Annotated in this window: 11 protein-coding genes and 1 pseudogene; 7 read left to right on the top strand and 5 right to left on the bottom strand. The window is 71.1% G+C overall.

What is annotated here, in order from left to right:
* Positions 1-2,361: transglycosylase domain-containing protein (locus DKL51_RS21830; protein WP_185734877.1), on the top strand; the 2,361-nt coding region annotated here is incomplete at its 5' end.
* Positions 2,362-2,488: 127 nt separating this feature from the next.
* Positions 2,489-4,009: a glycosyltransferase family 87 protein gene (locus tag DKL51_RS21825; protein ID WP_109942850.1), complete on the top strand. Its 1,521-nt coding sequence runs from the start codon at positions 2,489-2,491 to the stop codon at positions 4,007-4,009.
* 18 nt (positions 4,010-4,027) lie between these two features.
* Here the strand turns inward: DKL51_RS21825 and DKL51_RS21820 are convergent, their stop codons facing one another.
* Positions 4,028-6,253, bottom strand: a complete 2,226-nt coding sequence (locus tag DKL51_RS21820; RefSeq protein WP_438819669.1) for an ICP22 family protein — start codon at positions 6,251-6,253, stop codon at positions 4,028-4,030.
* On the bottom strand, positions 6,250-7,032 hold the full coding sequence (locus tag DKL51_RS21815) for a deoxyribonuclease IV (RefSeq protein ID WP_109965977.1): 783 nt from the start codon (positions 7,030-7,032) through the stop codon (positions 6,250-6,252). The genes DKL51_RS21820 and DKL51_RS21815 overlap by 4 nt, the downstream gene beginning before the upstream one ends.
* Before the next feature lie 667 nt (positions 7,033-7,699).
* On the opposite strand from DKL51_RS21815, the gene rpsF reads away from it, so the two are divergent.
* The 4 genes from rpsF to rplI all read left to right on the top strand — a co-directional run bounded on the left by rpsF (position 7,700) and on the right by rplI (position 9,337).
* Entirely contained in the window at positions 7,700-7,990 is a 291-nt protein-coding gene (gene rpsF, locus DKL51_RS21810; protein WP_089011932.1) for a 30S ribosomal protein S6, read from the top strand.
* An 80-nt stretch (positions 7,991-8,070) separates the two neighbouring features.
* Positions 8,071-8,595, top strand: coding sequence for a single-stranded DNA-binding protein (locus DKL51_RS21805; protein WP_185734876.1), 525 nt, complete (start codon positions 8,071-8,073; stop codon positions 8,593-8,595).
* A gap of 41 nt (positions 8,596-8,636) precedes the next feature.
* Entirely contained in the window at positions 8,637-8,876 is a 240-nt protein-coding gene (gene rpsR, locus DKL51_RS21800; RefSeq protein WP_013289355.1) for a 30S ribosomal protein S18, read from the top strand.
* 14 nt (positions 8,877-8,890) lie between these two features.
* Positions 8,891-9,337: a 50S ribosomal protein L9 gene (rplI, locus tag DKL51_RS21795; RefSeq protein WP_109942852.1), complete on the top strand. Its 447-nt coding sequence runs from the start codon at positions 8,891-8,893 to the stop codon at positions 9,335-9,337.
* Between the two features lie 162 nt (positions 9,338-9,499).
* Here rplI and DKL51_RS21790 read toward each other — a convergent pair whose 3' ends face one another.
* Entirely contained in the window at positions 9,500-11,008 is a 1,509-nt protein-coding gene (locus tag DKL51_RS21790) for a hypothetical protein (protein ID WP_109942853.1), read from the bottom strand.
* Between the two features lie 397 nt (positions 11,009-11,405).
* Between DKL51_RS21790 and dnaB the strand changes: the two genes are divergently transcribed.
* Positions 11,406-12,809: a replicative DNA helicase gene (gene dnaB / locus DKL51_RS21785; protein ID WP_260428614.1), complete on the top strand. Its 1,404-nt coding sequence runs from the start codon at positions 11,406-11,408 to the stop codon at positions 12,807-12,809.
* A 322-nt stretch (positions 12,810-13,131) separates the two neighbouring features.
* Here the strand turns inward: dnaB and DKL51_RS21780 are convergent, their stop codons facing one another.
* Both DKL51_RS21780 and DKL51_RS37540 read right to left on the bottom strand, forming a co-directional pair.
* Positions 13,132-13,809, bottom strand: a complete 678-nt coding sequence (locus DKL51_RS21780) for a maleylpyruvate isomerase N-terminal domain-containing protein (protein ID WP_124812425.1) — start codon at positions 13,807-13,809, stop codon at positions 13,132-13,134.
* 122 nt (positions 13,810-13,931) lie between these two features.
* Positions 13,932-14,090: pseudogene (locus tag DKL51_RS37540) on the bottom strand (zf-TFIIB domain-containing protein); the annotation flags it as partial.

Raw genomic sequence — 14,090 nt, 5'->3', positions numbered from 1 at the left:
GCGGTGGCCCGCGCCGGTGTGCCCGGCATGGCCGGCGGCGGTCCGGGTGGACCCGGTGGACCGAGCGGGCCGGGCCGGGGCGGCCGCGGTGGCCGTGGTGACGACCCGGCCGAGGCGGCCCGCGCGAAGAAGCGCCGGCGGATCAACCTCCTGATCGCCAGCTTCGCGGTCTTCATCATGCTCGCCGGCATCGGCGTCGTCGGCTTCACCTACTACTCGACCAAGGTGATTCTCCCCGAGGACACCACCCCGCCGCTGGCCACCACGATCTACGCCAAGGACGGCAAGAGCGTCATCGCCAAGGTCGGTGACCAGAACCGCGAGTTCGTCAGCATCGCCCAGATCCCGCAGCATGTGCAGGACGCGGTCGCCGCGGCGGAGGACAGGAACTTCTACCGGCACTCCGGTGTGGACTACAAGGGCATCGCCCGCGCCGCCTGGAACAACTTCACCGGCGGCGACAAGCAGGGTGCCTCGACCATCACCCAGCAGTACGCCCGCAACGCCTACGACAACCTCAAGCAGGACACGTACGCGCGGAAGCTGAAGGAGGCGATCCTCGCCTCCAAGCTGAACGACCGGTACGACAAGCCGACGATCATGCAGCACTACCTGAACATCGTCTACTTCGGGCGGGGCGCGTACGGCATCGAGGCGGCGGCCGGGACGTACTTCGGCAAGCACACCAACCAGCTGACCGTGGCCGAGGCCGCGGTGCTGGCCGCGCTGATCAAGCAGCCGGAGCCGACTGCCACGCACAAGGGCTACGACCCGGCGATCAACCCGTCGGCCGCACAGGACCGCTGGAACTACGTGATCAACGGCATGATCGCCGAGAAGTGGCTCGACGCGCCGGGGAAGCCGCAGCACCCGACCGCGTACCCGAAGGTCAACTCGCCCAAGAAAACGGGCGTCGGCGTCGACTTCGGCATCAACACGCCCTACGGCAACGTGATCAACTATGTCGCGCAGGAGATGCGGGACATGAAGTTGTGCACCGACAACGAGGCCGAGGTGACCGACGCCAAGCCGCTCTGCTCGCAGGCGCTCAGCAAGGGTGGCTACCGGATCACCACCACCATCGACCCCAAGATCCAGAAGGCGGCGCTCGAGGCCGCCCAGCGGAAGTCGAAGGGCTCCGAGCTCGACGGCCAGCCGTCGAACCTGATGGCCGCGGTGGTGTCCATCGACCCGAGCAACGGCGAGGTGCGCGCCTACTACGGCGGTGACAACGGCACCGGTACCGACTACGCCGGCAAGAACACCGACAACGGGGTGCTCAGCGGTGGCCACTCGCCCGGGTCGACCTTCAAGATCTACACCCTCGCCGCGGCCCTCAAGGAGGGCATCTCCATCAAGTCACGGTGGAAGGGCTCGGCGTTCACGCCAGAGGGCGTGAAGTTCAAGGTCAGCAACGCCGGCGCCGACAAGGTCTCCTGCGGTGACTCCTGCACGCTGGAGGTTTCGACGCTGAAGTCGCTGAACGTGCCGTTCTACTACATCACCGAGAAGATCGGCCCGGACAAGGTGCTCGACATGGCCAAGCAGGCGGGCGTTACCACGATGTGGCGGACCGACACCAACCCGGCGAAGGCCTATGACCTCACCAAGGCCAACCCGAAGGACCTGGCCCCGGCGCCCTTCTTCAACGTGATCGGCTACGGTCAGTACCCGATCACCGTGCTGGACCACGCCAACGGCGTCGCCACCTTCGCCAACGAGGGCATGTACTTCAAGGCGCACTTCGTGAAGAAGGTCGAGAAGCAGGACGACACCGGCAAGTGGCGACTCATCGGTGGCCCGAAGGTCAAGGGCGAGCAGCGGATACCCAAGGACATCGTCGCCGACGTCACGTCGGTGCTGGAGCAGTACCCGACGAAGTCGTCGCACCGCCCGCTCGACGACGGCCGCAAGGTCGCCGAGAAGACCGGCACCTGGGAGCTGGGCGACGGCAGCGACCACAACGGCGACGCCTGGATGATCGGCTACACGCCGCAGCTAGCCACTGCGGTCTGGGTCGGCAACAAGGGCAAGCGGTTGGCGATCAAGGACAAGGACGGCAGGGACATCATGGGTGCCCGGATGCCGGGTGCCATCTTCCAGCGGTTCATGAACGAGGCGCTCGACGGCAAGGACAAGACGGACTTCCCGCCCGCCGCGCATGTGGGTAGCGACGACGCCGGCAACGGTGAGATGCCGGCGCCGACGCCGACGCAGCCGACCTGCGACCCGTTCGGGCTCTTCTGCCCGACGACGCCGCCCGGTGGCGGCAACGGCAACGGCAACGGCGGCGGCCCCGGCCCCGGGGGCGGCGGCGGTGGCGGGATCCTCCCCACCACACCACCGCGCTACACGTACTGATCGGGAGACCGCAGCAGCGCCGACGGCGGCCGGACCACGCGTCCGGCCGCCGTCGGCGTATCCGGGGACCGGAATTGTGCGGCCGAGGCGGGACGCCGACCCCCGACGTACGGCAGGATGCGTCTCCATGAGCACCCAGTCGACGGCAGGCATCGGCGACGCCGGGACCAGCGATCACCCGTCCCGCTCGGACGGCTTCGTCCGCGGCGTCTCCGAGGTGATCGGCGGACCGCTGGGCGACCATGCGGTCGCCCTGGACCGACCCGCCGGCCGGGAGGGCCGGTTCTGGACGGCCGCCCGGATCGTGCTGGCCCTGGTCTGCCTGACGCTCGCCCTGCACTGGGTGCAGAAGTCTCCCTGCCAGGACGGCGCCTGGCAGAACAACAGCCAGTACACCCGGATGTGCTACACCGACGTGCTGGCGCTCTACTACGCCGAGGGGCTCAACGAGGGCAAGGTGCCCTACGCCGACCACCCCGTCGAGTACCCGGTGCTGACCGGGTACTTCATGGGCGCGCTCGGGCTGCCGGTGCACGCCCTCGGCGCCGACAACCCCGGCATCAACCAGGGGCAGTGGTTCTACAACCTCAACGCGCTGGTGCTCAGCGCGCTCGGGGTGGCCACCGTGGCGGTGATCCTCGCGCTGCGCCGACGACGACCTTGGGACGCGGCGCTCTTCGCGGTCGCGCCCGCGCTGGTGCTCACCGCAACGGTCAACTGGGACCTGCTCGCCATCGGGCTGGCCGCGTTCGGGCTGCTCGCCTGGGCGCGCACCAGACCCGGCCGGTACGGTGCCGTGCCGGCCGCCCTGGCCGGGGTGCTGCTCGGGCTCGGCGGCGCGGCGAAGATGTGGCCGCTGTTCATCCTCGGGCCGATCCTGGTGCTCGCGGTCCGCGCCGGCCGGGCCTGGGCCGCCCTCCTGTCCGTCATCACGGCCGCGGTGACGGTGGTGGTGGTGAACCTGCCGGTGGCGATTCCCTATCCGAAGAGCTGGGGCAGGTTCTTCGAGCTGAACACCACCCGGCCGATCGACTGGGGCACCCTCTGGTACATCGGCCGCTACCTCGACGGAAAGGTCAGCCCCGACCAGGGGCCGTTCGACTGGTTGAACGCCAACATCCCCGCCCTCAACTGGGTGTCGTACGCCCTCTTCGGGCTGGCCTGCATCGGCGTGGCCGCGCTGGCGCTGCTGGCGCCGCGCCGGCCCCGGCTGGCTCAGCTCGCCTTCCTGGTGGTCGCAGCCTTCCTGATCTTCAGCAAGGTGTGGTCGCAGCAGTTCGTGCTCTGGCTGCTCCCGCTCGCGGTGCTCGCCCGCCCGCGCTGGGGCGCCTTCCTCGCCTGGCAGTTCGCCGAGGTCTGCTACTTCGCCGCCTTCTACGGCGAGCTGCTCGGCGCGTCGACCAGCCGTCCGGTCTTCCCCGAGGGCATCTTCGTGCTCGCCGCCAGCCTCCGGCTGATCACCGTCGCGGTGCTCTGCGGCTTTGTCATCCGGGACATCCTGCGGCCGGAGCACGACGCGGTGCGCAGCACCTACCGGGACGACCCGGACGGCGGAGTCCTCGACGGCGCCCCCGATGCCCCCTGGTATCTCCGCTGGCGCGACCGTTCAGCAGCCGTCGAGTCACCGGCTCAGCCGGCCGCCGCCTGAGCGGCAGGGTCTGCATCCTCAGGAGAGGTGATAGACGATTGCGTCGCCGACCTCCTCGCGGGTGATGCCGAGCCCCTCGACCGGGTTGTCCACGACCCGCTCCCACGGGGTACCGGCGAGCTGGTCGCGGAGGACCACCACGTTGCGGACGCCGAGGCCGCGCAGGTAGTCGATGCTGGCCTGGTCCGGGAAGGCGAGGGTCACCTCGCGGACCTGGTCGAGCGTGTCCGGGGTGAAGCCGCTGCCCCCGTTGGCCATCTCCTGGAACCGGCTGGTCGACCAGAGCATCAGCGGCTGGTCCAGGTTCTGGCTGCTGGGCAGGACCAGCATCGGGCCGTCCACGGTCCGCATCACCGCCGGCTGCTGCGGCACCACCGGGTGCGGCGTGCTGTTCAGCCCCTCCACGATCACGAGCAGCAGCGGCAGCAGGGTCGCCAACCGCAGCCACGGGCCCGGCCACGGCGGGATCCGCTGGGCGGCGAGCTCGCGTACCCGGGCGGCGAACGCGGTGACCGCGCCTGCGGCGAGCAGCCCGAGCAGCAGCGTGGTCCAGAGCATCATCCGGCCCGGCGTGCGCAGTCCGTTCCAGCCGGGCAGGTACTCGAAGAGCGGGACGTAGGTGAACCTGCCGCCGAGGAACCGGGTGCCCATGGCCAGCGTCATCGTCACCAGCACCCCGGCCAGCAGCAGCAGCCGGTGCCGCACCCGCCAGACCGAGAAGAAGAGACCGCCGGCGGCCAGCGCGTAGAGCACGAAGCCGGGCAACAGCGTCATCTCGGGGTGCCAGGGCAGCAGCGCCCGCGCACCCTCGTGCAGCCCACCCCAGACCCGCGACTCCGCCGGGGCGATGAAGAATCCGCTGACCGGCGGCGAGTAGATGGCGATGTCGCCGATCGTCCGCGCCGCGTTCGGGTGCAGCTCGGCAACCTTGAAATACGGTACGGCCAGCAGCCCGCCCACCGCGGCGAAGAGCGCACCGCCGACCAGGTCGGCGACCAGCAGCCGGACGCCGAGCGGCCGCTTCCCCGGCACCCGTCGGCGCCGGACGAACCACACCACGGCCGAGACCAGCACGATCCCGGCCAGCCCGTACGCGAACGGCAGCCCGATGCCGAAGCCCAGGCTGAGCTGCCACGCCGCCACCAGCCACCCGGCGTACGCCCAGCCGGCGTGCCGGCGTTCCGGCCGGTACCCGTACCGCAGGGACCAGCCGTGCCCACGGGCCAGCATGGCCAGCGCCAACGGGATGCCGCCGTTGGAGACGATGTGCAGGTGCCCCGCCTGGGCCAGCAGCCACGGAGCGTACGTGTAGCTCGCCCCGGCCACCGCGGCCCCGATCCGGCCCGCGCCCAACTGTCGGGCCAGCGCGTACGCCCCGAGCGTGGCGAGCCCGTGGGCCAGGACGAACATGATGTTGTAGCGGAGCACGGCCGCCTCGGGACCGTGGCCGATCATGCCGGCCGGGGCGTACCCGAGGAGGGTGTCCGAGAAGGCGAAGCTCCACTTGTCGGGATAAAACGTGTTGGCGTGCCAGAGCTGCGCCGGATCGGTCAGCAGGATGTGCCCGGACCAGGCCATCTGCCAGGACTGCAAGCTGGGGTCCCAGTAGTCCTGCGGCAGCGTGTACAGCGGGTAGCGCAGCGTCGGCCAGGTGAGCAGGACGGCCAGCGCGAGCGAGGCGACGGTGGCCAGGGTCCACTCGTGGATCAGGAACCTGCCCACCGCGTGGACCGCGCGCCGCGGTCGGGTGAGCACCGGGTCCGGCGCGGGACCGAAGGAGGCCCAGGGATCGGCCATGGCCCGCTCGCCCTTCCCGGGCGGGTCAGTCTTCCCGGCCGGGTCGGACGTCTCCGAACCGCCGGTCCGCTCGGGGCTGTCGGTCTTCCCGAGCCCGTCGGTCTTCTCCGGTTCGCCGTCTTCCTGGTTTCCGCCGACCTTCTCCGAGCCCGCGTCTTCCCGAGTGCCGCTGGACTTCCCCGGCCCCTCCATCGTCGCCGTGGCGCTGGTCTGCTCGGTTGTCGCCGTAACGCTGGGCTGCTCGGCGGCGTCGCCCGTGTCCCGCCCGTTGCCCTCCGCCGGGCTGTCGCTCCTGCTCGCCGTGGCCGCGTCGTCCGTCGCGGTGGCCGCGCTCATCCCGGTGGTGCCCGAACCGGCGGCCGTGCCGGCCCGCTGTCCGGCCAGATCGCCCTCGGCTGACCCGGTCCGCCGGCCGCCGTCCGTCGCGTCGGACTGCTCGGTGGTCATGCCGACTTTCCGAGCTGCTCCTGCAGGAAGGCGATGTCGCCGCCCTGGCCGTCGACCCCACCGGGGGTTTCCACGATCACCGGGGCGCCGGCGGCCCGGATCACCGCCACGACCAGCTCCGGGTCGATCGTGCCGCCACCGAGGTTGTCGTGCCGGTCCTGACCGGAGTTGAAGGCGCCCTTGGAGTTGTTGGCGTGCACCAGGTCGATCCGGCCGGTGATCGCCTTGACCCGGTCGACCAGCCCCAGCAGCTCCTCCCCGCCGGCGTGGGCGTGGCAGGTGTCCAGGCAGAAGCCGACCTCGTAATCCCCGATGGCGTCCCAGAGCCGGGCGAGCGCGTCGAGGCGCCGGGCGCAGGCGTTCTCACCGCCGGCCGTGTTCTCGATCAGGACCGGGAGCGGGAAGCCGCCGGAGTCCGCCGCGTACGCGAAGGTCTTGCGCCAGTTGTCGAAGCCCACCGCCAGGTCGTCACCGGCGTTGACGTGACCGCCGTGCACGATCAGTCCCTTCGCGCCGACCGCGGCCGCCGCGCTGGCGTGGCCGAGCAGCAGCTTGCGGCTGGGGATCCGGATCCGGTTGTTCAGCGTGGCGACGTTGATGACGTACGGCGCGTGGACGTAGAGGTCGATGTCGGCGTCCCGCAGCCGCTCCGCGTCCTCCCGGGGCTTCGGGGCCTTCCAGCCCTGAGGGTCGGAGAGGAAGAACTGGACGGCATCGGCGTCGCGGGCGGCCGCCTCGGTCAGCGGGTCGGTCGGATCGACGTGGGCTCCGATTCGCATGCAGGGGAGCCTACGTCGCGCCCCCGACACGCGGGGCGACCGCGGCGAGGGAGTCTCCGGCGCGCCCGTTCCCGGATCTACGTCCCCCGGTACGCGTCACCTCGGCGGCCGGCGGTCGTTGTCCGAGGTGGGTCGATGGTCGATGCTTCGGCCGGGGCGTGGGTCCACAGCGCGTCCGGTCGGGGCGGCCCCCGGAAACAGGTCGCCCGGCGTGCGGCCCGGCACGACGGGGCGCGACCCTGCTGGACACATCAGCGGTTGTTCATCGCCGGGGCGGAGGAATTCCTCCATTTCCCCCAAGAGGTGACGAGAGCCGTTGTATGGTCAGACCAGCCGACAACACAATAAAGCTCCGCGGGGCGTCCTCGATCCAACCTCATCGGTGTGGTCGTTCCTCCCCAGGTCCCACCCAAGGAATGCGGACGGGACGCCCCGCGGTCTCGTGGACAGGGGTCCACTTCCGGTGCTTCGATGCCCGGGGGTGGGCCCCTGTCGCCGCGCGCCCGGTCGGCCGGTCCGACCGGGCCCGGCATGATCGTCGGGACCGGGTATCCTGGTCCGGTTGTCCGCGTCCGGCCGGGTCCCCCCGGTCCCGGAGCGGGCCACGACGCAGACCTCCTGCCACGGAAGGACCGTGGCCGCTTAGCCCACAGGAGGTGAGCACGTCTTGCGTCATTACGAGATCATGGTGATCCTCGACCCCAGCCTCGAGGAGCGCACCGTCGCCCCGTCGCTCGACACGTACCTGAACGTGATCCGGACCGCGGGTGGCTCGGTGGAGAAGACCGACGTGTGGGGCCGCCGGCGCCTCGCGTACGAGATCAGCAAGAAGGCCGAGGGCATCTACGCCGTCATCGACCTGCAGGCGACGCCTGCGGCGGTGGCCGAGCTGGACCGTCAGCTGCGGCTCAACGAGTCCGTGCTGCGCACCAAGGTCATTCGGCCGGAGATGCGCTAAGCATCCACACCCGGTTCGCCCGGATCAGCCTCATCGGCTCTGTCGGAGGGCTCTGAGAGCCTGTACGACAGACCTGATGAGTGCGCGAGGAGATGGTCATGGCAGGAGACACCACCATCACGGTCATCGGCAACCTGACCGATGACCCCGAGTTGCGGTTCACCCCGTCCGGTGCGGCGGTCGCCAAGTTCCGGGTCGCTTCGACGCCCCGGTTCATGGACAAGGCCTCCGGCGAATGGAAGGACGGCGAGCCGCTCTTCCTGGCCTGCACCGTGTGGCGGCAGGCGGCGGAGCACGTCGCCGAGTCGCTCCAGCGGGGCGCCCGCGTGATCGTCTCGGGCCGACTGCGTCAGCGGTCGTACGAGACCCGCGAGGGTGAGAAGCGCACCGTCATCGAGCTGGAGGTCGACGAGATCGGCCCGTCGCTGCGCTACGCCACGGCGAAGGTGCAGAAGATGTCCCGCTCCGGCGGCGGTGGCGGCTTCGGCGGCGGTGGTGGCCAGGGCGGCGGAGGCAACTCCGACGACCCCTGGGCCTCGGCTGCACCGGCTCCCTCGCGCGGTGGTTCGGGCGGCGGAAACTTCGACGAGGAGCCCCCGTTCTAATGGCGCCGAGCGCCCGCGATCGCAAACCAGGAGCAAGAGCAATGGCCAAGGCTGCGGCACTTCGCAAGCCGAAGAAGAAGGTGAACCCGCTCGACAAGGACGGGATCACCTACATCGACTACAAGGACACCGCGCTGCTGCGCAAGTTCATCTCCGACCGCGGCAAGATCCGCGCTCGGCGGGTGACCGGCGTGACCTCGCAGCAGCAGCGGCAGATCGCCCGTGCGGTCAAGAACGCCCGTGAGATGGCGCTCCTGCCGTACACGGCCACGACCCGCTGAGAGGAGGCACGGACATGAAGATCATCCTGACTCAGGAGGTGTCCGGCCTCGGCACCCCGGGCGACATCGTCGAGGTGAAGGACGGCTACGGCCGTAACTACCTGCTGCCGCAGGGCTTCGCGATCGCCTGGACCAAGGGTGCGGAGAAGCAGGTCACGCTGATCAAGCGGGCCCGCTCGGCCCGGGAGATCCGCGACCTCGACCACGCCAACGAGGTCAAGGCCCAGCTCGAGGGTCTCAAGGTCAGCCTGAAGGCCCGCGCCGGTGACGGTGGCCGGCTCTTCGGCTCGGTCACCCCGGGCGAGATCGTCGACGCCGTCAAGGCGGCCGGCGGCCCGACCCTGGACCGTCGTCGGCTGGAGCTGCCCGGTCACATCAAGTCGACCGGCAACTACCCGGTGCGTATCAAGCTGCACCCCGAGGTGACCGCCAAGTTCGACCTGAGCGTCGTCCAGGGCTGACACCCGACAGCACGACGGAAGGCCCGCGCCGGATCCCCGGTGCGGGCCTTTCCGCTGTCCGGGGCACAGACCTCGAACGCGGCGGCGATTCCGGCGCGCAGACCTCGACGCGACGGCGGTCGCCGCCGTACCGCAGAGCACGCCGACCCGCCCGGCCCCGCGTCAGCCGATCGGCTGGCCGGTCACCGCGCTGATCAGGACCGTCGAGAGACCGCCGCCGACCACCGCCGCGGCCAGCGCCACCGTCGTCGACCGCCAGGTCGTCCCCACCCGGCGCAGCAGCACCGCGACGACCAGGCTGGTCAACAGCGCCAGGCCGAACCGCGGGGCGCCCGCGATCAGCGAAGCGAACGCGTGTGTCCGCGGGGAGTCACAGCCGCCACCGGTGATGTCGGTGACGCAGCCCGCCGGCGCCTGACCGTCCAGCGTGAGCAGCCAGAGGAAGATCAGCAGCGCCGGAACCAGATAACAGGCTGCCGTGTACACCAGGGGGCGGATCGCCCCGCCGGCATCGGGATCGAGCAGGTCGTCCTCGAGGCGGCGACTCCACGGCCCGCCGCCGATCGCCTCGATCCGACGGCGGATCGACGGCGTACCCACACCACGGCCGCTGCTCACCGGATCGACCGGGCGCCGCGGCACCGCACGCGGGCGAGGGGCGGTATACCCGACCACGGGCGAGCGCGGGGCCGACGGTGGCGCGTCCACCCAGCGCGGATCGTCCCCGGCCAACCGGGTCCCCGACCAGAAGCTCTCCACCTGCTCCGCCGACGCCCAACGCTCGGCCGCCCGGTCGGGCGCCGACGTCGGTGGAGCCGTGCGATCCCACGCGTCGACCTCGGCGTACCTGTCCCACCGGCCCGTGTCGTCGCCGTACCGGTCCCACTGGCCGGTGTCGGTGAACCGTTCCCACTCTCCCGTGTGGTCGGAACGGTCCCAGCCCCCGGTGGCGTCCGCCTGATCCCACCCGGCACCGACCGCCGACCGGTCCCACGCGTGCATCCCGGAGGCGTCCCACGGGTCCACCGCCGGAGGCGCAGCCGGCTCCGGCTCGGCCGACCGGCCCCGGTCCCAGGCGTCGACCGCAGGCCGCGACCACGAATCCGCCGCCCGCCGGCTCCACCGCGTCGACCGGCCGGCCTCCCAGCCGGTGCTCTCCCCGACCGAAGGAGGGATCTCCTCGCCGCCCGACCAGATCACCTGCGGTCGACGGGACGGGGAACGACGCGGTCGGCTCCACGGGGCCGCCCCGGAGACCGGCTCGTCCTCCGCGGACTCGGCGCGCCGGCTCCCGACGTACCCCTGATCCTGTGGAATGCCGAGGGTCCACTCACCGGTGTGCTCGCTGGCCCGGCCGGCTCCGATGGCACGGACGGCCCGCCACCCGGTGTCGGAGCGCGGGGGGTCGAGCTCGTCATCGTCGTCGTCCGGGGCGGCGTGCCGGCCGCCGCCGTCCGCCCGGCGGATCCCCGACTCCAGCGCCCAGCGGGGAAGGTAGGCGTCAACCGGCTCCTGCTGGCCGCGCTCGACGGTGCGGCGGCGGCTGGGGGTGTGGTAGCGCTCGGCGGCGTACGGCTCGACCGGAAGCGGCTCGGCGGGATCGTCCCAGCGGGCGATCGGCTGGCGCTCGCGCGGGCTGCCCTCCCCGCGTCCCCAGTCCCGGTAACTCACGGCCGGAGCGTGACCCTTCTCAACCGAAAGTGCAATCCGCTGTCCAGGTGTAGCCGATCGCTCTAGATAGTACGGGACGAACGGCTCCCCGGCTCGACCCGAAAACTCTCCTCCACAGGGTGGGGATTGCGTCTTCGCAGGTCAGCGCGGCTCGGCGCGAAATTCTCCACCACTTATCCACACCCTGTGCACACGCTGCGCACATGCCGGTCCACCGGCGTCCACAGGTTGTCCCGAGGCTCGTCCACCGCCGCTGTTGAGGGGCCGACCTCGGGTTCCGTATGGTTACCCCCCGACCGTCCGGGCGGTGGCCCCCCGATCGACTGGAGGGTCGCCGGAAGTTGTCGCACCCCGGCGGTAGACCTGAACTCGATCCGGCGCAGTGGAGGGGGGACCCGTGTCGGTCACCGACGACACGCGGACGGACCGGCCCGGTGGGCAGCCCCCCGCACAGCCGCAGCGGGACGGGCAGTTCGAGCGGACGCCGCCCCAGGACGTGGCCGCGGAGCAGTGTGTCCTCGGCGGCATGCTGCTCTCGAAGGACGCCATCGCCGACGTCGTGGAGATCCTGAAGTCGAACGACTTCTACCGTCCGGCGCACGCCACCATCTTCGACGCGATCCTCGACATCTACGGCCGGGGTGAGCCGGCCGACCCGATCACCGTCGCAGCGGCCCTCGCCGACTCCGGCGACCTGGCCCGGATCGGCGGCGCGCCGTACCTGCACACGCTGATCGCCAGCGTGCCCACCGCCGCCAACGCCGCCTACTACGCCCGGATCGTCGGCGAGCGGGCGGTGCTCCGCCGCCTGGTCGAGGCCGGCACCAAGATCGTCCAGCTTGGGTACGGCACCGGGCAGGGCGGCAGCCGGGACGTCGACGACGTCGTCGACCTGGCGCAGCAGGCCGTCTACGACGTGACCGAACGGCGGGTCAGCGAGGACTTCGCGGTCCTGGCCGACATGTTGCAGCCGACCCTCGACGAGATCGAGGCGGTGGGCGCGCAGGGCGGCGTGATGACCGGTGTGCCGACCGGCTTCACCGACCTGGACCGGCTCCTCAACGGCCTCCACCCGGGCCAACTTGTGATCGTGGCTGGCAGGCCTGGTTTGGGCAAGTCAACGGCAAGTATGGACTTTGCCCGAAATGCCGCTATCCGAGCCAATCAGGCCGCGGCGATCTTCTCGCTGGAAATGAGCAAGGTCGAGATCGTCATGCGACTCCTGTCGGCCGAGGCCCGGGTGCCGCTGCACGTGCTCCGGAGTGGGCAGCTCTCCGACGACGACTGGACCAAGCTCGCCCGGTGCATGGGCGAGATCAGCGAGGCGCCGCTCTTCGTCGACGACACGCCCAGCATGAACCTGATGGAGATCCGGGCCAAGGCCCGCCGGCTCAAGCAGAAGCACGACCTCAAGCTGATCGTTGTCGACTACCTTCAGCTCATGACCTCGCCGAAGCGCACCGAGAGCCGGCAGCAGGAGGTCGCCGACCTCTCCCGTGGCCTCAAGCTGTTGGCCAAGGAGGTCGAGTGCCCGGTGATCGCGGTGAGCCAGCTGAACCGTGGCCCGGAGCAGCGCACCGACAAGCGGCCCCAGCTGTCCGATTTGCGCGAAAGTGGATCGATCGAGCAAGATGCGGACGTTGTCATCCTGCTCCACCGGGACGACTACTACGACAAGGAGTCGCCGCGGGCGGGCGAAGCGGACTTCATTGTCGCCAAGCATCGGAACGGCCCCACCGACACCATCACCGTCGCCGCCCAGCTGCACCTGTCCCGCTTCGTCGACATGGCGATCGTCTGAACCGACTGGCTGGCCCGCGGCCGACACGGCGGCCGTCCTGGACACCACCGTCGTCGCGGTGAATAGCGCACTGCAACGAGCCCGCCCCGCGTACGGGAACTGCTGCCCGCGCCGCGACGAGTGGCTCCGTCGGTCGGCGGTGGACCCGGCGCCGCGGGAGCTGCTGAACCGCTGGGTCGCAGCGATCGAGGGTGGGCATCGGGCTGACGATGTTGACCCTCGCCGGCGGGCGGGTAGCCGAGGTGGCGAGCTTCGACGCCGAGCTGCTGCCCGCCTTCGGGCTGCCGCGCCAGCTCTGAGCCTGCAGGTCGAGTCCCGACCGTCAGCCGATCAGGGGGAACCAGCCCGCGGTCTCGCCCAGCTCCAGCCGGTCCCGGTCGGTCAGTGGCACCCGCCCGGCGGCCTTGAGCAGGTACTCCCGGTCGTCCCAGCCGGCCGGGCGGACGGCGTCGTCGCTGAGCAGCCCGTCCATCGTGGCCACCGCGAGCCGGGTGGGCAGTGCCGCGGGCGGCGGGGCGTCGGGCAGCTCCACGACGAGGTCGAGGTAGTGGATAACCGCCTCGGTGGTCAGGGTGGCGAGCAGGTCCGGTACCCGGAGCACGTGCCCCTGAGTGGTCACGAAACCGTCCGGGTCGGCGGCGGCGGCCGCCCGGGCTGCCGCGGGGGCGGTGTCCGACCAGATCCGGACGACGCCGCTGGGCCGGTCGAAGGCGGCGGCGGAGCGGCGGGCCCACCACGCGTGCCGCGCACCGCCGTCCGCACCCGCCGAGAAGGCGCGCCAGTAGCTGACGTCGTCCACGTCGGCCGGGCCGTCGACTGGACTGGCGAGTGCGACCAGCGCCCGCTGGGCGTCACAGAGGACGTGGAAGAGCAGGTCGGCGATGAGCCAGCCGCGACAGCGGGTCGGCCGTTGCAGGTCCGCGTCGTCGAGTCCGCTGACCACGGTGGTAATGCCGTCGTACGCCTGCGCGAGGGCCTCATGCTGCCGGATGGCCGTCATGCCGTGCAGCCTGCCACGACCGCGCCCGACCGGCACGACGGAGGGGACGCCCCGGCCGAGGCCGCCCGGGGGTGGAGAAGGCGATGGCCGGGCCGGCGCGCTGCCGACCCGGCCGTCGACGGTCAGTCGAAGAGTTCGCCGAGGAACCCGTGGTGCTTCTTGCGCCGGTAGTGGCCGTGGTAGCCGTAGTGCTGCCCGTAGGCCGGCTGTGCCGGGTAGCCGTGGCCGGGCGGCGGCGGAGGCGGCGGGGGCACGGCACCGTACCCGGGCTGGTGCGGGGC

Source organism: Micromonospora globispora (genome assembly GCF_003857015.1).
Classification (GTDB): Bacteria; Actinomycetota; Actinomycetes; order Mycobacteriales; family Micromonosporaceae; genus Micromonospora; species Micromonospora globispora.
The sequence above is the reverse complement of the archived record's forward strand: the minus strand, read 5'-3'. Positions and strand labels throughout refer to the sequence as shown.

What these genes read in the sequence shown, in the direction of transcription:
- rpsR (WP_013289355.1), top strand. Translation starts at nt 8,637, where the DNA reads ATGGCCAAGGCTGCGGCACTTCGCAAGCCGAAGAAGAAGGTGAACCCG.
- DKL51_RS21815 (WP_109965977.1), bottom strand. Translation starts at nt 7,032, where the DNA reads ATGCGAATCGGAGCCCACGTCGATCCGACCGACCCGCTGACCGAGGCG.
- DKL51_RS21820 (WP_438819669.1), bottom strand. Translation starts at nt 6,253, where the DNA reads ATGACCACCGAGCAGTCCGACGCGACGGACGGCGGCCGGCGGACCGGG.
- DKL51_RS21780 (WP_124812425.1), bottom strand. Translation starts at nt 13,809, where the DNA reads ATGACGGCCATCCGGCAGCATGAGGCCCTCGCGCAGGCGTACGACGGC.
- DKL51_RS21825 (WP_109942850.1), top strand. Translation starts at nt 2,489, where the DNA reads ATGAGCACCCAGTCGACGGCAGGCATCGGCGACGCCGGGACCAGCGAT.
- rplI (WP_109942852.1), top strand. Translation starts at nt 8,891, where the DNA reads ATGAAGATCATCCTGACTCAGGAGGTGTCCGGCCTCGGCACCCCGGGC.